The sequence below is a fragment of the Alcanivorax xiamenensis genome, assembly GCF_009846745.1.
Classification (GTDB): Bacteria; Pseudomonadota; Gammaproteobacteria; order Pseudomonadales; family Alcanivoracaceae; genus Alloalcanivorax; species Alloalcanivorax xiamenensis.
Genome location: NZ_AQPF01000003.1, coordinates 135,841 through 152,276, shown reverse-complemented (window position 1 = coordinate 152,276; position 16,436 = coordinate 135,841). Strand labels below are relative to the sequence as shown.

Annotated in this window: 13 protein-coding genes and 1 tRNA gene; 9 read left to right on the top strand and 5 right to left on the bottom strand. The window is 62.8% G+C overall.

The genetic code is table 11. The features are described 5' to 3' along the window. Positions 1-4 precede the first annotated feature (4 nt). The 5 genes from A6D6_RS03525 to A6D6_RS03505 all read right to left on the bottom strand — a co-directional run bounded on the left by A6D6_RS03525 (position 5) and on the right by A6D6_RS03505 (position 6,719). Positions 5-1,753 carry an alkaline phosphatase D family protein gene (locus tag A6D6_RS03525; protein ID WP_159659952.1) on the bottom strand — a complete coding sequence of 583 codons (1,749 nt, stop codon included), beginning with the start codon at positions 1,751-1,753 and terminating at the stop codon, positions 5-7. Positions 1,754-1,813: 60 nt separating this feature from the next. Next, on the bottom strand, positions 1,814-3,052 hold the full coding sequence (locus A6D6_RS03520) for a RhtX/FptX family siderophore transporter (RefSeq protein WP_159659951.1): 1,239 nt from the start codon (positions 3,050-3,052) through the stop codon (positions 1,814-1,816). Positions 3,053-3,103: 51 nt separating this feature from the next. Then, on the bottom strand, positions 3,104-5,245 hold the full coding sequence (locus tag A6D6_RS03515) for a TonB-dependent siderophore receptor (RefSeq protein ID WP_201303693.1): 2,142 nt from the start codon (positions 5,243-5,245) through the stop codon (positions 3,104-3,106). A gap of 132 nt (positions 5,246-5,377) precedes the next feature. Next, complete coding sequence (locus A6D6_RS03510) at positions 5,378-6,250, bottom strand: helix-turn-helix transcriptional regulator (protein WP_159659950.1); 873 nt, start codon at positions 6,248-6,250, stop codon at positions 5,378-5,380. A gap of 382 nt (positions 6,251-6,632) precedes the next feature. Then, positions 6,633-6,719: transfer RNA gene (locus A6D6_RS03505), tRNA-Leu, on the bottom strand. Positions 6,720-6,959: 240 nt separating this feature from the next. On the opposite strand from A6D6_RS03505, the gene rnr reads away from it, so the two are divergent. From rnr to radA, 9 genes are all read left to right on the top strand, one after another. Further along, positions 6,960-9,392 (top strand): ribonuclease R, encoded by a 2,433-nt coding sequence (rnr, locus tag A6D6_RS03500; protein ID WP_133491751.1) that lies wholly within the window; start codon positions 6,960-6,962, stop codon positions 9,390-9,392. Continuing rightward, complete coding sequence (gene rlmB, locus A6D6_RS03495) at positions 9,389-10,198, top strand: 23S rRNA (guanosine(2251)-2'-O)-methyltransferase RlmB (protein WP_369412811.1); 810 nt, start codon at positions 9,389-9,391, stop codon at positions 10,196-10,198. The genes rnr and rlmB overlap by 4 nt, the downstream gene beginning before the upstream one ends. Before the next feature lie 367 nt (positions 10,199-10,565). Further along, positions 10,566-10,907: a 30S ribosomal protein S6 gene (gene rpsF, locus A6D6_RS03490; protein ID WP_022993840.1), complete on the top strand. Its 342-nt coding sequence runs from the start codon at positions 10,566-10,568 to the stop codon at positions 10,905-10,907. Continuing rightward, entirely contained in the window at positions 10,877-11,218 is a 342-nt protein-coding gene (gene priB / locus A6D6_RS03485) for a primosomal replication protein N (protein WP_309599193.1), read from the top strand. Before rpsF ends, priB begins: the two co-directional genes overlap by 31 nt. Positions 11,219-11,235: 17 nt before the next feature. After that, positions 11,236-11,466 (top strand): 30S ribosomal protein S18, encoded by a 231-nt coding sequence (gene rpsR, locus A6D6_RS03480; protein WP_014993157.1) that lies wholly within the window; start codon positions 11,236-11,238, stop codon positions 11,464-11,466. A gap of 15 nt (positions 11,467-11,481) precedes the next feature. Beyond that, a complete protein-coding gene (rplI, locus tag A6D6_RS03475) occupies positions 11,482-11,934 on the top strand; it encodes a 50S ribosomal protein L9 (RefSeq protein ID WP_133491754.1) in 453 nt (150 codons plus the stop codon). 504 nt (positions 11,935-12,438) lie between these two features. Then, positions 12,439-13,830: a replicative DNA helicase gene (gene dnaB / locus A6D6_RS03470; RefSeq protein WP_022993838.1), complete on the top strand. Its 1,392-nt coding sequence runs from the start codon at positions 12,439-12,441 to the stop codon at positions 13,828-13,830. Between the two features lie 20 nt (positions 13,831-13,850). Further along, complete coding sequence (gene alr / locus A6D6_RS03465; RefSeq protein WP_159659949.1) at positions 13,851-14,939, top strand: alanine racemase; 1,089 nt, start codon at positions 13,851-13,853, stop codon at positions 14,937-14,939. Positions 14,940-15,063: 124 nt separating this feature from the next. Then, the gene (radA, locus tag A6D6_RS03460) at positions 15,064-16,431 is read left to right on the top strand and encodes a DNA repair protein RadA (protein ID WP_133491756.1); all 1,368 of its coding nucleotides are present in this window, start codon (positions 15,064-15,066) and stop codon (positions 16,429-16,431) included. The last annotated feature ends 5 nt before the right edge of the window (positions 16,432-16,436 follow it).

Sequence of the window (16,436 nt, the reverse complement as noted above, 5' to 3'; positions counted from 1 at the left end):
GTTTTCAGTCCGCCTGGGTCAGAGCCGGACTCCCTGCCTGCACCGTCATCGAATGCCCGCGTGCCTCGTCCACCTGATAGTCGCTGCTTTTCACCGTGGAGACAAAACGCCAGTCCGCCCGGGCTTTCTCGGCGGTGAAGGTGACTCGCAGATAACCGCGCTGGCTGGCGTTGAGGTACTGCAGGTCATCCACCAGCAGAGTGATGGCCTGCTCCGCCTGGGGAACTGCCTCCGCCGGTAACTGCAGATAGGACTCCAGGCCCGGCGAGGACACCGAGGCGGTGGCCAGTTCCACGCCGACGCTCTGCTTGTCCTCGCCACTGCCAACGGTGAGATGGCTGGCCCAGGCATTGTGGGTATCGCCGGCCAGTACCACCAGGTTCTTGCTCAGATCCTTCGCCGTTCGCAGCAGGATCTCGCGCTCCGCCATGTAGCCGTCCCAGGCGTCCAGGTTGTAGGGCAGGACGGTGGTCAGACGGGCGACTTCCTCTTCGGTCAGCGTTGGATCGCCTTGCAGATAGCGTCCTTTCAGGGTGGTCAGTTCACCAATAAGAGCGACCAGCTCGGGGCCCGGAGCCAGCAGCCCCTGTAGCATTTCCGCCGGCATCAGCATGCGCCCCATCAGCACTTGCTGGCCCAGCACCTGCCAGGTGGCGCTGGAAGTCGCCAGTGCCCCGCTGAGCCAGTTCAATTGGGTGGTGCCAAGCAGATGCCGCTCGGGATCGGTGGCCGCGGCGGTGAAGGCCTCGGCGTCGATGCCGGTTTCGGTCAGGAAGTCGGTGTAGCTGAGCTGCTGGTCCCGGCCGATGATGCGAGTGTCGAGCATGTGCAGGCTGACCAGGTCGCCGTAGTGGAAGCTGCGGTAGATGATTTCCCGATCGTTGTCGTCGAACGGCCGGATCGGCATCCACTCGAAGTAGGCCTGCAGGGCGTACTGCTTGCGCATCAGATAATCGCCTTCGGTGCTGTCGTGGTTCTCGGCGCCTTCCATCCAGGCGTCGTTGGCGATTTCGTGATCATCCCAGACGGCGATGAACGGCGTCTTGGCATGGAGGGCCTGCAGATCCGCGTCGGTGCGATAGAGCGCATAGCGGCGGCGGTAGTCCTCCAGCTTGATCATTTCCAGGTCGTTGTTATTCGGCAGGGCGCGGCCCATCTCCTCGGCGTTGTCGCCGTCGTAGCCGTCGGTGGCATATTCATAGAGATAGTCGCCAAGGTGCAGCACCGCATCCAGCTGTTCTTCCTTGGCGGCCTCGGCGTAGACATGGAAAAAGCCCGCTGGATAGTTGGAGCAGGACAGCACCGCGAAGGTGACCTGATCCACATTGCCCTCCGGCAGGGTGCGGGTTACGCCCACGGGAGAGGTGACACCGGCGGCGTGGAAGCGATAGTAGTAAGTCTTGCCGGGCTCCAGTCCCCGTACATCCACCTTGAGGGTATAGTCGTAGGCTTGCCGGACTTCGGCGCTGTCCTCATTCACCAATTGGGTGAAGTCCGCGTCACTGGCCACTTCCCAACTCACCGGTACCGGCGCGGTGTCACCGTCTTCCGGGGTTACCCGGGTCCACAGAATGACGCCCTGGGTCTGCGGGTCACCGCTGGCCACACCGTGATGGAACGCCACCCGGCGACCATCGTCATTATTATTGTTGGAGGACGACCCTCCACAGCCGGTCAGGCCGGTGGATACCACCACCGCGCCCATGCCCAGCGCCGAGGCACGAATAAAATCACGACGTGTCAGGCGTCTCATAGTGCTCTTCCCTGTCAGGTTATTGGGTGTGAGCGATGCTAAAGAGACGCCGTGACGATTTTATGTTGGTCGCACGTCCGTGTTGCCAGCGCTTGTGGCCGTCCTGCCTGACTTCCAGACCAGCGCCAGGGCGATCAGCGCGATCAGCATGCCGCCCAGGAACCCACCGCGGTAACCAATGCTGGCGGTCACCGTGATCAGCAGAGAGGAGGACAGCAGCTCCCCCAGGTCCCGGGTGCTTTGAACCGCGGTGACATCGGTGCCGGCCTGTTGTCCGGTGCCGGCGAAGCCCATGGCGGCGGTAAAAATGGACACCGAAGTAATGCCGGTGGCGAGGGCGCCGAACGCCACGCTGATCCAGGCGCCGGTGACGGAAGGCGGGGATTCGCTGGCGGCCTGGATCAGCCAGAGCAGGGCGGAAACGGCGGCCAGCACGACACCGACGGCGAAAGCGCGCCAGGCCCCGAGAGACCGGGCCAGCCAGGCCCCGCCGCCGCAGCCGAGCAATACGGTAATCACGCCGCTGCCCATGCCCAGGCGGCCCACGGCCTCCAGGGACCAGCCGGCGTCGGTCAGATACAGCTTGGACAAACCGAAACCGGAAACCGATGTCATCGCCGAAAGCAGCGCTAACGCCAGCAGCGACGGCGCCAGGGGGCGTCGCAGGAACCTGGGCAAGCTGGCTCTGGTGTCGACGGCGCGAGGGGGTACTGGTGTTGTATCGCCAGCGAACAGAAGGCTGAGCAGGCTCAATAGCGGTATCAGAGAAAGGACCATAAAGGCGGCGGTTTGTCCGAAATGGCCGCTCAGTATCAGGCTGCCGGCGCCACCGGCGAAGAAACCGACCATAACGCCGCCAACCTGGATGGCGTTGACCTTGGCAAGCAGAGTGCCCTGGAACTGTTCCGCCGCCATGCCATCGGTGGCGATGTCCTGGGTGGCGCTGGCCAGAGAGGCCAGCGCCAGAAGCGCCACGGCGCTGCCCGCCGTCGCCAGCGAAATGCCGTGAATCGCAAGTGCGAGCAGGCAGGCCAGGACGATGGTCTGCATCGGCAGGATCCAACTGCGCCGCCGCCCTAGAAGGTCGGACCAGTGGTTGTCCACCACCGGGGCCCACAGGAACTTCACTACCCAGGGCAGGCCCACCAATGGCAGGAACGCGAGAGCGGGCAGAGGGGCGCCATCATGACGCAATAGTGTGGGCAGGGCGTCCATGGCGACGCCGATGGGAATGCCCTGCGATAAGTAAAGAAACACCAGCGGCAGAATGCGCCAGCGATACTGGAACAACTCAAACATGGCTTCCTCCGGGAACGGTTTGGGCGCTCCGCCACGGTGGCGGGCGCTGGCTCATCGGAACTGTCCTCGCAGACTGATGGTGACGTTGCGTGGTTCTCCGTAGCGGTTGCTCCAGGCCGGGCTGAATAGCTCCTGGTAGTAGTGCCGGTCGAACACGTTGTTGACGTTAAGCGCGATTCGCCACTGACGATTAAGGCGATAGCCGGCACGCAGGTTGACCAGGACATAGCCTCCCTGGCGTTGAGTCACTGCCCCCGAGGTCTTGCTGATATCGCTTTGCGCCTGAATGCCGCCGCCAACGCTCAGGCGGCGGTCGTGCCAGGGCAGATCGTAGTGGGACCACAGCTTGAACAGGTGGCGGGGGGTGATTGAGGAAAAGTCTTCCCCCTGATTGTCGGCATCTTTCCTGTATTCGCTGTCGGTATAGGTATAGCCGGCGTACAACTGCCAATGACGGGTAAGGCGGCCATTGACTTCCAGTTCGGCCCCTTCGCTGCGAACTTCGCCGCCATGGATGTAATAGGTATCGTTGCCGGCTCCGGGGTGCTCCGGATCTTCCTGGGCCCGGTCGCTCTGGTCGATGCGGAACACCGCGGCGGATACCGTCAGGGCCTCGCCGGGCGTGGTCGCCTTGATGCCGGCCTCGTAGGCTTCGCCGTCCATTGGATCAAGTACTTCGCCGCTGTAGGTCCGCTGGGTTTGAGGTTTGAATACATCCGCATAACTGACGTATCCGGACCAGTGTGGATGGAAATCCCAGATCACGCCGCCGTAAGGTGTAAGTTGCCGGTCCGGTTTATAGTGGTCGGTGGCGGTGCGCTGGTCCCACCAGGACGTGCGGGCTCCGGTAATCAAAGTGAGGCTATCACTGACATGGAAACGTCCCATGGCGTAGGCGCCGGTTTGTCGGGTCTTGTTGTCGCCAGCGGAGGTGTAGGCGATCACCGTTGGTTCCGGGATGCTGCGTGGATCCCAGTCATGGATATTCACCGGGCCGCTGACATCGATATCAAACTGTCCCTGGTGCATGGCGTGATCGATACGGGCGTAGCTTAAACCGAGCACCGCCTCATGTTGCCGCCCGAGCCAATGGAACGGCCCCTGGAGACTGATATCGGCGCTGTGGGATTGGGTGTCGAACTTGTAGGCGCCGGGTGACAGCATGGCGCCGTCTCCGGTTTCCGGGTCGATGGCGTAGCCGTAGACGCCGGCGTATTTGAGTTTTGACTGGGTATCCTCGTATTCACCATTAAGCTTGGCGATCCAGTCTCCGGCGAGGCGATGCTCGACGGCGGCAAAAAACCTGCGTGTGGTCCAGTCGAATTGATCCCAGTCCACGTCGAAGTAGCGAGAGCGTGACAGCTTCAGGTCGGAACCGTCCCGGGCGAAGGGCACGCCGGCCATGTTGGTGGTGGAATCAATGGTTTGGTATTGGACACCGGTGGTCAGCACGGTGCGCGCGCCCAGGTCCGCTTCCAGCACGCCATGGAAGACATTGGTATTCTGGTCGGCGACATCGTAAAAAAAATCCCGTTCTTCACGGGCGGTGACCAGGCGCCCGCGCAGTGTGCCAGCCTCGTTTAATGGACCACTGAGATCCAGCTCGCCGCGATGGCGGTCCCAGCGGCCAGTGCTGAGCAAGATATTGGCTTGTCCTTTACGGGTGGGCTTCTTGCGCACCAGGTTTAAGGTGGCGGCCGGATTGCCGGCGCCGTGCAGCAGACCATTGGCGCCGCGCAGAATTTCCACCCGCTGATAGATGGACATGTCCTGAGGAGAGGAAGCCTGGCCGCCTATGGCAACCGGAACGCCGTCCAGTTCGAACCCATCAACCTGAAAGCCGCGGGCATAATATTGGGTGGTCAGGTTCTGAAAAGGTTGCACGGTGATGCCGGTGGCCTGTTCCAGAACTTCGTCCAGGCTGTAAAGGTTCTGCTGCTCTATTCGCTGCCGTTCGATGACGCTGGCGGATTGCGGTATTTCACGCGGCGACAAGGGAAATTTCGATAAGGTGGTGACGCCGGTGCCAAGATCCCGCGAAGTGGTATCGCCAGCGACGTCCACGGTTTCCAGTTGATGTGGCCCGGACGTGTCGGCATGGAGGGCGGTGGGCAGCATCAGTACCGATGTCAGACTGGTGCAAAGCAAGTAAGGTCGCCGTCGCGGGTGGGCCGGATGGTACGGTTTCGCCATGGTGTTGTGTCCCCAAGCTACAGATGAGAAAAACGCGGGTTGGCCGGATAGCCCGGTAATGGGAACCATTATCGATTGTGGCGAGGGAGGGTGTTTTCGTTGGCGGGACGTTTTCTTTCGCCGGCGGGACTGTTAGCGCAGATCGCCAGGGGAAATACCGAAGCGCTTGCGAAAGACGGTGGAGAAATGAGCAGGGCTGTAACCGACCCGATGGGCCACGGTGGACACCGGCAGGGCCTCCTCGCAAAGCAGCCGGCGCGCCTCCTGCAAACGGTATTCCTGCAGATAGCCGAACACGGAAGTGCCGAACAGGCTGCGGAACCCCGCGGTGAGCTTGCGTGTGCTCATGCCGGCCTGCGCCGCCAGCCCGTGCAGTGACGGCGGCGTTTGCAGATCTTCGGTGAGCAACTCGCGGGCCCTGTGAAGCCGCTCGGTATCGCTGTTGCCGAGCCGGCGGCCGGTGTCTTGAGGGGATGAAAGCAGGCGCGCGCTGAGGGCCGCCAGTTCCATGGTTTTTGCGCCCAGGTACAAATCCCGGGCCGGCATGTTGTCCTGGCAGGTAGCGATCTGCAGGGCCAGGGCCCGCAGAGTCCGTGGTGCCGGGATCACCGCCATGCGGGGGTCACTGCCGGGGCGCCAATGGAGGTGCGCGGGTAAGAACCCCTGATCCTGGTCCAGAGCTTCCCGTCCCAACTGGACTATGGTGTAACGCAACGGCTCCCGAGTGCCATACAGCTGCGTGGAACTGAAATCACCGTCATTGGCAATGATGCAAAGGCTGGGGCCTTCCATTACCTGTTCCGACTGACCGGGAATTCGGCAACGCAACCGGCCGCTTTGCACCAGCACCAGTTTTACTCCCCGTGGCAACGTTTCTTCCTCCCAGCGCTGCCGCGAAGTGCGCAGCGTGCCGGAGGTCAGTGTCATGTTCGGGTCCACGTACTGTACGCCGGATTGGTGGCCGGGCAATGGGGGGCGGCCGGGGGTAATAATCGTGATCGCCATAATGATCCTTTTTGATAATGGGTATCATTATCATGACGAGGTGGTAATGATCAATGCCGCCAATCCGGCTTGGACTTTATTGACAAGGTATCTCCGGTAGCGAGAAAGCGCATGCCAGGACACGGCCAGGACACGGAGAACAAGGTGGGGATACCGCCCGCGGCGAGTCTTTGCGTGGGCCGGGAGTTGGAGTCGTGCCGTAACGAAAAAAGGCTCCCGTTTGGGAGCCTTTTTCAAATTGGTGCCGAGGAGAGGGCGGAAAGCATGGCTTTGCGCGCCCACGCCACAGCGGGATATCGCCCGCTGTGAGTCTTCGCGTGGGCCGGGAGTCCGAGCCTCGCCATAACGAAAAAAGGCTCCCGTTTGGGAGCCTTTTCAGGATTGGTGCCGAGGAGAGGACTTGAACCTCCACGGGGTTGCCCCCACTAGCACCTGAAGCTAGCGTGTCTACCAATTTCACCACCTCGGCTTGGCGTGAAAGGCTGAAAAAATCAGGCCGTTCATCGCGAAAGCGCGTGCATTCTAGTATATGATGGCCCGATGTCAAACGGTTTCTGCAAAAAAGTCGTCCCATTTTCTTCATACCGGTTTCATCTCCGGAGTTCACAACGCCTTGCCAGGGAGACCGGCTTGTCACGCTTTTCCCACGAGCCAAATTGAGGCGCATCAGGCGCCGGCCAACCCATACATTTGTTTTTGAGGGTATTGAATGTCATCAAAAAAACGCTACACGGATCCCCACGCGGATCGGGAAGCGGCGAAATACGAGAATCCGGTTCCCAGCCGAGAGTTGATCCTTGAAGTGTTGAATGACCAGGGCAAGCCGCTGGATCAGCGGCAACTGGCGGAACTGCTGGCGGTGGGTGAAGACGGCCTGGTCGGTCTGGAGCGCCGCCTCAAGGCCATGCTCCGTGACGGCCAACTGGTGGAAAACCGCAACGGTAAACTGGGGATCGTCTCCCGCATGAATCTGGTCGCGGGCACCGTGCAGGGCCATCGCGACGGTTTCGGTTTCCTGATCCCCGATGACCGCGGTCTGTCCGATCTGTTCCTGGCGCCGCGCCAGATGGAAAAGGTCATGGACGGCGACCGGGTGCTGGTGAACGAGGCCGGATTCAACCGCTTTGGCAAGCGCGAGGCGCGCATCGTCGAGATCGCCGAGCGGGCGGTGACCGAGGTGGTCGGCCGATTCCGCCGCGAGGCGGGAGTCAGTTTCATCGAGCCGGAGAACCGGCGTATCGCCAAGGAAGTTCTGGTGGAGGACCATAACGGTCTCAAGCCGAGCCCGGGCGATCATGTGCGCGGGGTCATCACCCAGTACCCCTCGCGTGACCACCATGTGCTGGTGCGCCTGGAGGAGATCATCGCCACCCCGGATCAACCGGGAATGGAAGTGGAAGTGGCGCTGCGCCGTTTTGAGATCCCTCACCAGTGGCCGGAAGGCGTGGAGGAGGCCGCCTCCCGCTTCGGTGTGAACGTGCCCCATGAAGCGAAGGCCCACCGGGTGGATCTGCGCGACCTGCCGTTGGTGACCATCGATGGCGAGGACGCCCGCGATTTCGACGATGCCGTTTACGTGGCCCGCCGCCGCCGCGGCGGCTGGCGTCTGATCGTCGCCATCGCCGACGTCAGCCACTATGTGCATCCCAACAGCCCGCTGGACAACGAAGCCCACAAGCGCGGCAACTCGGTGTACTTCCCCAACCGGGTGGTGCCGATGCTGCCGGAAGCGCTGTCCAACGGACTGTGCTCACTCAACCCCCATGTGGACCGGTTGTGTCTCTACTGTGACATGCTGGTCTCCGCCAACGGCCGGGTGTCGCGTTTCGTGTTCCGTGAAGGGGTGATGCGCTCCCGTCACCGACTGACCTATACCAAGGTCGGGGCGATGATCGAGGAGCCGGAATCCCAACTGGCGCAGCAAACGGTGGCGTCGCTGGACGACGAGTCCATCGACATGATCTGGTCCTTCCATGAGATGTTCCAGGCCCTGCGCAGCCGCCGGGAGTTGCGGGGCGCCATCGACTTCGACAGTGACGAGAGCCGGATTCTCTACGATGAGAACCAGAAGATCCGCGCCATCGTGCCGGTGGTGCGCAATGTGGCGCACATCATGATCGAGGAGGCGATGTTGGCGGCCAATATCTGTGCCGCCCGCCTGCTGGAGAAATCCGAGGTGGCAACCCTCTATCGTAATCACGAGCCGCCCAAGGAAGAGCGCCTGAGCAACCTGCAGCAGTTCCTCGGCGGACTCGGGCTGAGTCTGGCCTGGTCCGAGGGGGCGATTCTGCCGAGCGTGTTCCAGGCGCTGGGCGAGGATATCGCCGACCGGCCGGACCGGCAGGTGATTCAGACCATGATGTTGCGCTCCATGAGCCAGGCCAAATACGAGGCCGGCAACAAAGGGCACTTTGGTCTGGCCTACAACGCCTACACCCACTTCACCTCGCCGATCCGCCGTTACCCGGATCTGCTGGTGCACCGGGCCATCCGTTATCTGATCCGCTCCGGTGCCGAGAGCCCTCATGTGGACAATCCCGGCGAACTGCCGGCGATTCCGCGCGAACGCATCCTGCCTTACAGTCCGGCGGACATGGTGACCATGGGCGAGCACTGCTCGATGACCGAGCGGCGTGCCGATGATGCCACCCGTGACGTGGTGCAGTGGCTCAAGTGCCAGTATATGGAGGAGCATCTGGGGCAGGAATTCGACGGGGTGATCAGCGGCGTGGCGGCGTTCGGGCTGTTTGTCCAGATCAACGATCTGCATATTGACGGTCTGGTGCACGTGGCCAACCTGGACAGTGATTACTACCGCTTCGATGACGTCAACATGGTGCTGGTGGGGGAATCCTCCGGGCGCCGTTATGGTCTGGGGGACGCGGTCTGCGTGAAGGTGGCCGGAGTGCACACCGAGGAGCGCAAGATCGACCTGGAACTGATCAGTTCCAGTTCCGCCCGGCCGGGCAAGAAGGGCCGTTCCGGCAAGGGCAAGAAGGCCGCCCAGTCATCGAAACAGGCCGCCGAGCCGGCCGCCAGGGGCGGCGGCACTCGTGAAAAACTGGCCAAGGGCGAGATTCCCAAGGACGGCAAGCGTAAGCCCAAGTCCAAATCCGCTCGCCGGGGGCGTCGCCGCGGATGAGCAAGCGTCCCTCCGGCCCGCCCCGGGGTAAATCGGGGTCCCGTAAAGGTGCCATGGACAAGCCGGTGATGTACTCCGGTATCCACGCGGTGGAGTCGCTGCTGCGGCATCGGCCGGAAGCGGTCCTGGAGCTGTTTGTCCTGGACCGCCGGGCCGAACGTGGCGAGGCCCGCCTGGAGGCGTTGATGCAACAGGCGCTGGCGCAGGGCATCGCGGTGCAGTCGGCGCGCCGGGAATCGCTGGAGAAACTGGCGGGGCCGCAGAATCAGGGTGTGGTGGCCCGGGCCCGGCCGCGCGTGCCGGGCGGGGAAGCCGAATTGGCGACCTTGCTGGATGGTCTCGGGCGGCCGCCGTTGCTGCTGATCCTGGAAGGCGTCACGGACCCTCATAACCTGGGGGCCTGCCTGCGCAGCGGCGACGCCGCTGGTGTCGATGCCGTGATTGTGCCTCGCCGCCACGCCGCCGGGCTGACGCCGGTGGCCTGCCGCAGTGCCGCTGGCGCCGCCGAGTCACTGCGTTACTTCGAGGTGGGCAATCTGGCCCAGTTGCTGGCGGCGCTGCGGGAACGGGGCATCCGCGTGGCCGGAGCGGCCCTGGATCAGCGCAGTGTGTCGTTGTTCGACTATCGGCCCGATCCGGGCCTGGCGGTGGTCATGGGCGCCGAAGGTGAGGGGCTGCGACGTTTGACCCTGGAGCGTTGCGATGACCTGGTGTCGATCCCCATGGCCGGTGACGTGCAGAGTCTGAACGTGTCGGTGGCCACCGGAGTGATGCTGTTTCATATCCGCGCCCGGGATGGGGGCTGATTTGGGGCGGCTCGCATACACGCACCACGCCGGCACGCCAACACGCTTTGAAAACACTCGGGCATCCCGGGGTAGAGAGTGCCATGGTTTAAGACCATTGAACTCCCGCTTTGGGGCGCATGGCTTCGTGGAAGGAGATGCCGGATCAAGTCCGGCATGACGTTTCCAAGGGTTTTGGGGTTGGCGTGCCAGCGTGCTAGCGAATTACGGGACACCAGTGGCCCATGGACCCCAAGGCTTTTGGCCTTGAGCCCGCGCGCCTTCTGAGCTAGAATCCCCGCCCTTCGCCTGTCGCCGGCCCGGTGGCGGGCGGACCTCCTTGCTTCACCGATATTCGGGAAGCTGCCCAATCCGTAAGGAGCCGACAATGCGTCACTACGAAATCGTGTTCCTGGTTCACCCGGACCAGAGCGAGCAAGTGCCCGCCATGATCGAGCGTTACAGCGCGATCGTTACCGATGGCAAAGGCACGATCCACCGTCTTGAAGACTGGGGCCGCCGTCAACTGGCTTACCCGATCAACAAGATCCACAAAGCACACTACGTGATGCTGAACATCGAATGTGACGGCGAAACCCTCGCCGAGCTGGAAAACACCTTCCGGTTCAACGATGCCGTAATCCGTCACCTCGTGATTCGTCGCGAAAAGGCCATCACCGAGCCGTCCCCGCTGGCGAAATCCAACGAGAAGGAGGAGGCCGCCAGCTGATTTCCGAGCGTAATCACTGCGAGCTCACCGGCATCATCGTCACCCTTGAAAAGGTGGCCGTAACGCCGGGTGGCGTGCCCCGCCAGCGTCTCTGGCTGGAGCACCGGTCCCGGCAGCTTGAAGACGGCCATCCCCGTGAAGTCCAGGCCCGCATCGGGTTGGTACTCGCCGGCGGCAAGACCGCCCTGGCGAAACACCTGAAAGAAGGACAACGGGTCAGAGTCGGCGGCTTTCTCAGCCGCGCGGGCTACAAGGGCGAAGCCCGGGACCGTTTGCAGTTGATCGTGGAAACACTGGAGCCCCTGGACTAGGAATCGAGGAGAAAACCATGGCCCGTTTTTATCGCCGTCGCAAATTCTGCCGCTTCACCGCGGAAGGTGTTGAGTACATTGATTTCAAGGATCTCGACACCCTGAAAGCCTACATCACCGAAACCGGCAAGATCGTGCCCAGCCGTATCACCGGCACCAAAGCACGTTATCAGCGCCAGCTGGCCTCCGCGGTCAAGCAGGCCCGCTTCCTGGCGCTGCTGCCGTACTCCGACAGCCACGACAATTAAGCCGAGGGGACCGTCATGCAAGTGATCCTGCTGGAAACCATCAAGAACCTGGGTGATCTGGGCTCCGTGGTGGACGTTCGCCCCGGCTATGGCCGTAACTTCCTGATCCCGCAAGGCAAAGCCCTGCCGGCGACCAAGGACAACCTGGCCGAAGTGGAAGCCCGTCGCGCGGAACTGGAAAAACAAGCCTCCGAGCAACTGGCGGCTGCCCAGGAGCGTGCCGACAAGCTGGCCGAAGCGTCCGTGACCATCGGCGCCAAGTCCGGTGACGAAGGAAAGCTGTTTGGCTCCGTCGGCACCCGCGACATCGCCGACGCCATCACCGAGCAAACCGGTGTGGAAATGTCCAAGGCCGAAGTGAAACTCCCGCACGGCGCGCTGCGTCAAACCGGTGAGTACGAAATCGACCTGGCGTTGCACGCCGATGTGACCGTGACCATCAAGCTGGCGGTGGTACCGGCCGAGTAATCACGGCCGCTATCCCGCACCGGTTTGCCCCTCCCCGGGGCGCGGTGACACAATCAAGGCACTGTCCGACCATCGGGCGGTGCCTTTTTTGTGGTGGAACGGGCCGCTAACACGCACCACGCACCACGCTGGCACGCCAACACGCTTTGAAAACACTCGGGCATCCCGGGGTAGAGAGTTCCCTGGCTTAAGACCATCGAACTCCCCCTTCGGGGCGCCCTGTGGGGCGTCCAAACGGTGCTCTAAGCACCGTTGTGTGGCCCAGGATCTCCCTCTACAGGGCGCATGGCTTCGTGGAAGGAGATGCTGGATCAAGTCCGGCATGACGGAGTTGCTTTGAATTCGTGTCCCCAAGGCCGGCAAGCGGGCCTTGGCTTTGGCGTGCAGGCGTGCAGGCGTGCAGGCGTGTTGCGTGCCCGCGGATGGTGGGGCACTAATCGTTCCTGGCGATTTTTTGTTATGATCGCCTCCTGGCCTTTTTGCATACCATCTGACGGACCCACCATGAACGAGTCTCTTGCGTTGGACGACCATCTTCCCGACAGCCTGCGTATTCCGCCCCATTCCGTGGAAGCGGAACAGGCGGTATTGGGGGGACTGCTGCTCAACAATGAAGCCTGGGATGATGTCGCCGAACGGGTCGGCGAGAAGGACTTCTATCGTAAAGAGCACCGGCTGATCTTCCAGGTTATCGGTCAGTTGGTGGAGGAAGAAAAGCCCAGTGACCTGGTGACCGTTTCCCAGGCTCTGACGCACCGCGGCGAATTGGACGACGTGGGCGGAGCCACCTATCTCTCGGAGCTGGCCCGCAACACGCCGAGTACCGCCAATATCAACGCCTATGCGGAGATCGTTCGCGAGCGCAGTATTTTGCGGCAGTTGATCCAGGTGTCGCACAAGGTGTCGGATCTGGCGTTCAATCCCAAGGGCAAGCCTTCCCTGGAAATTCTGGATACCGCCGAGTCGTCGATTTTCGAGATCGCGGAACAGCAGAAGAAGGGTTCCGGTCCGCAGAATATCAAGTCGGTGTTGAAGAAAGCGGTGGACCGTATCGACGAGCTGTACCGCACCAAGAATTCCCTGACCGGGGTTACCACCGGTTTCGAGGAAATGGACAAGATGACCGCCGGGCTGCAACCGTCGGACATGGTGGTGGTGGCGGGGCGGCCCTCCATGGGTAAGACCACCTTTGCCATGAACCTGTGCGAGAACGTGGCGATCAAAGCCGGCAAGCCGGTGCTGGTGTTCTCCATGGAGATGCCCGCCGACGCCATCGTGATGCGGATGCTGTCCTCCCTGGGGCGCATCAACCAGGGCGCGATCCGCTCCGGTCGCCTGGAGCAGGATGACTGGCCGCGCATCACCTCGGCGATCCAGATGCTCAGCGAGCAGAAATTCTTCATCGACGATACCGCCGCGCTCAGCCCGCTGGAAATGCGCGCCAGAGCCCGCCGGGTGGCGCGGGAATGTGGCGGAGAGATCGGCCTGATCATGGTCGACTATCTGCAGCTGATGCAGGTCCCCGGCGCCGACAACCGGGTCAACGAAATCTCGGAAATCTCCCGGAACCTCAAGGGACTGGCCAAGGAAATGAATTGCCCGGTGATCGCCCTGTCGCAGTTGAACCGCTCCCTGGAACAGCGCCCCAACAAAAGGCCGGTGATGTCCGACCTGCGGGAATCCGGGGCGATCGAGCAGGACGCGGATTTGATCGTGTTCCTCTATCGTGACGAGGTCTACAACAAGGACACGCCGGAGAAGGGCATCGCCGAGATCATCATCGGCAAGCACCGGAACGGGCCCATCGGTACCGTGCGGCTGGCGTTCCGCGGCGAATTCACCCGCTTCGACGATCTGGCGCCGGAGTACTACCAGCAATACCAGGACAACGAATAACCGGGGCGGGAGAGAGCACCATGCGCGGTACCCGGTTACAGATACGGCCAGCGGCTCTGGCCCATAACGCTGGCGTGGCCCGGACCCTGGCGAACGGCGCCCAGGTGTTTGCCATGATCAAGGCCAACGGCTACGGCCATGGCCTGACGTTGGCCGCCGATGCCCTGGCCGGGCAGGTGGATGGCCTGGGCGTGGCGTTGCTGGACGAGGCCCGGGCAGTGCGTGAGCACGGCGTCCGTGAGCCGGTCCTGGTGGCGGAAGGGTTCTTCGACCAGGAGGAGATCGAGGAAGCCTCCCGCCTGGACGTGGAAGTGGTGGTGCATGCGCCCTGGCAGGTGGCGCTGCTGCGCAAGCGGCCGGCGCCCCTGGGCGTATGGTTGAAAATCAATACCGGCATGAATCGGCTGGGCATGGTGCCGGAGCAGGCACGGGAACAGGCGGCGATACTGCGGGCCATCCCTGGTGTGCGGCTGCTCGGCCTGATGAGCCACTTTGCCTGCGCCGATCAGCAGGACGATCCGTTCAGTGAACAGCAACTGGCGGCGGTGCTGGCACTGTCCGGGGAGCTGGGATTGCCGGTCACCGCCGCCAACTCCGCCGCTCTGATCCGTTATCCGGCGGCGCGCCAGCAGCGGGTCCGGCCCGGCATCATGCTGTACGGGTCGTCGCCGTTCCCGTGGCGCTCCGCCGGCGAATTGGGGCTGCGCCCGACCCAGCGTTTCAGTGCCCGCCTGATCGCCGTGAATCCCATTTACGCTGGCCAGACCGTGGGCTACGGCGCCACCTGGACCGCGCCGGAAAACGGCACCATCGGCGTGGTGGCGGTGGGCTACGGCGACGGCTACCCGCGCCACGCTCCCAATGGCACGCCGGTGGCGGTCAACGGCCGGCGCACCGAGCTGGTCGGCCGGGTCTCCATGGACATGATCACGGTGAGACTGGATGGCCTCGAGGCTCGCGTCGGCGATGAAGTGGAGCTATGGGGTGACACTGTTTCCGTGGATGACGTGGCCGCCGCCTGCGGTACCATCAGCTACGAGTTATTCTGTCAGGTCACCAGCCGGCCGGAGCGGGTGGTGGACGCCGGACGCCAGGCGCGGAGCCCTTAACCCGCATGGGGTGGTGTTACCTGCCTCCCGTCAGTGTCTTCCCTCCGGCGGCAGGAAGCACCGCGACGGTTTCCGCACCGGGTTAAGCGTCCGGCGCCTGGCCCGGTAAGAAAAGGAGCCTCTTTTGGCGAAGAAGAAAACCGCTTTTGTCTGCACCGAATGCGGTGGGGATTTCCCCAAGTGGCAGGGCCAGTGCCCGGCCTGTGGTCAGTGGAATACCCTGCAGGAATTCGTGGTGGACAGCGCCCCGTCCCGTGCCGGTGGCTCCGCCGGCCGTGGTGGCTTTAGCGGGCAACTGGCGGAAGTGCGCAACCTGGATGAGATCGTCCTCGAGGAAACCCCGCGCATCAGCGCCGGCATGGGCGAGCTGGATCGGGTGCTCGGCGGGGGGCTGGTGCCCGGTTCCGCCATCCTGATCGGCGGACATCCCGGTGCCGGCAAGTCCACCTTGTTGTTGCAGACGCTGTGCCGGCTCGCCCACGCTCATTCCTGTCTTTATGTCACCGGCGAGGAGTCGCTGTCCCAGGTGGCCATGCGCGCCGATCGTTTGAAGCTGCCCAAGGACAAACTGCGTCTGGCGGCGGAAACCGATGTGGAGCGCATCATCGAGCTGGCGCGCAAGGAGCAGCCGCGCCTGCTGGTGGTGGATTCCATTCAGGTCATGTATCTGGCCGGCCTGCAATCGGCGCCGGGTTCCGTGGCTCAGGTGCGCGAGTGCGCGGCGGCGCTGACCCGCTTCGCCAAGCAAACCGGCACCGTGCTGCTGCTGGTGGGGCACGTCACCAAGGACGGCACCCTGGCTGGCCCGAAAGTGCTGGAGCACATGATCGACTGCTCGCTGATGCTGGAGGGCTCTTCCGATTCCCGTTTCCGTACCTTGCGTGGCCTGAAGAACCGTTTCGGCGCGGTCAATGAGCTGGGCGTGTTCGCCATGACTGGCGAGGGGCTCAAGGAAGTGAAGAATCCGTCGGCGATTTTCCTCAACCGCGCGGAGGAGATCGCCCCCGGCTCTCTGGTCACGGTGGTGTGGGAAGGCACCCGGCCATTATTGGTGGAATTGCAGGCGCTGGTGGACGCCAGTCACTTCGGCAATCCCCGTCGCGTTTGTGTTGGTCTGGAGGCCAACCGGCTGGCCATGCTGCTGGCGGTGCTGCACCGCCACGGCGGTATCCAGGTCGGTGACCAGGACGTGTTCGCCAATGTGGTGGGCGGCGTCAAAATCGGAGAAACGTCCGCCGATCTGGCCTTGGTGCTGTCCATTGTTTCCAGCTTCCGTGACCGGCCTTTGGGGCGGGATCTGGTGGTCTTTGGCGAGATCGGCTTGTCCGGCGAGATACGCCCGGTGCCGCAGGGCCAGGAGCGGTTGTACGAAGCGGTCAAACATGGGTTCCGCCGCGCCGTGATCCCCAAATCCAATCAGCCGCGCAACCTGCCGGAAGGGGTGGAACTGATCGCCGTGAGCACTCTGGCGGAAGCGTTGGAACAATTGTAATGAGC

Coding starts and splice junctions, on each gene's coding strand:
- A6D6_RS03520 (WP_159659951.1), bottom strand. CDS start 3,052: ATGTTTGAGTTGTTCCAGTATCGCTGGCGCATTCTGCCGCTGGTGTTT.
- A6D6_RS03515 (WP_201303693.1), bottom strand. CDS start 5,245: ATGGCGAAACCGTACCATCCGGCCCACCCGCGACGGCGACCTTACTTG.
- rplI (WP_133491754.1), top strand. CDS start 11,482: ATGCAAGTGATCCTGCTGGAAACCATCAAGAACCTGGGTGATCTGGGC.
- rpsF (WP_022993840.1), top strand. CDS start 10,566: ATGCGTCACTACGAAATCGTGTTCCTGGTTCACCCGGACCAGAGCGAG.
- A6D6_RS03525 (WP_159659952.1), bottom strand. CDS start 1,753: ATGAGACGCCTGACACGTCGTGATTTTATTCGTGCCTCGGCGCTGGGC.
- rlmB (WP_369412811.1), top strand. CDS start 9,389: ATGAGCAAGCGTCCCTCCGGCCCGCCCCGGGGTAAATCGGGGTCCCGT.
- rpsR (WP_014993157.1), top strand. CDS start 11,236: ATGGCCCGTTTTTATCGCCGTCGCAAATTCTGCCGCTTCACCGCGGAA.
- dnaB (WP_022993838.1), top strand. CDS start 12,439: ATGAACGAGTCTCTTGCGTTGGACGACCATCTTCCCGACAGCCTGCGT.
- rnr (WP_133491751.1), top strand. CDS start 6,960: ATGTCATCAAAAAAACGCTACACGGATCCCCACGCGGATCGGGAAGCG.
- alr (WP_159659949.1), top strand. CDS start 13,851: ATGCGCGGTACCCGGTTACAGATACGGCCAGCGGCTCTGGCCCATAAC.
- A6D6_RS03510 (WP_159659950.1), bottom strand. CDS start 6,250: ATGGCGATCACGATTATTACCCCCGGCCGCCCCCCATTGCCCGGCCAC.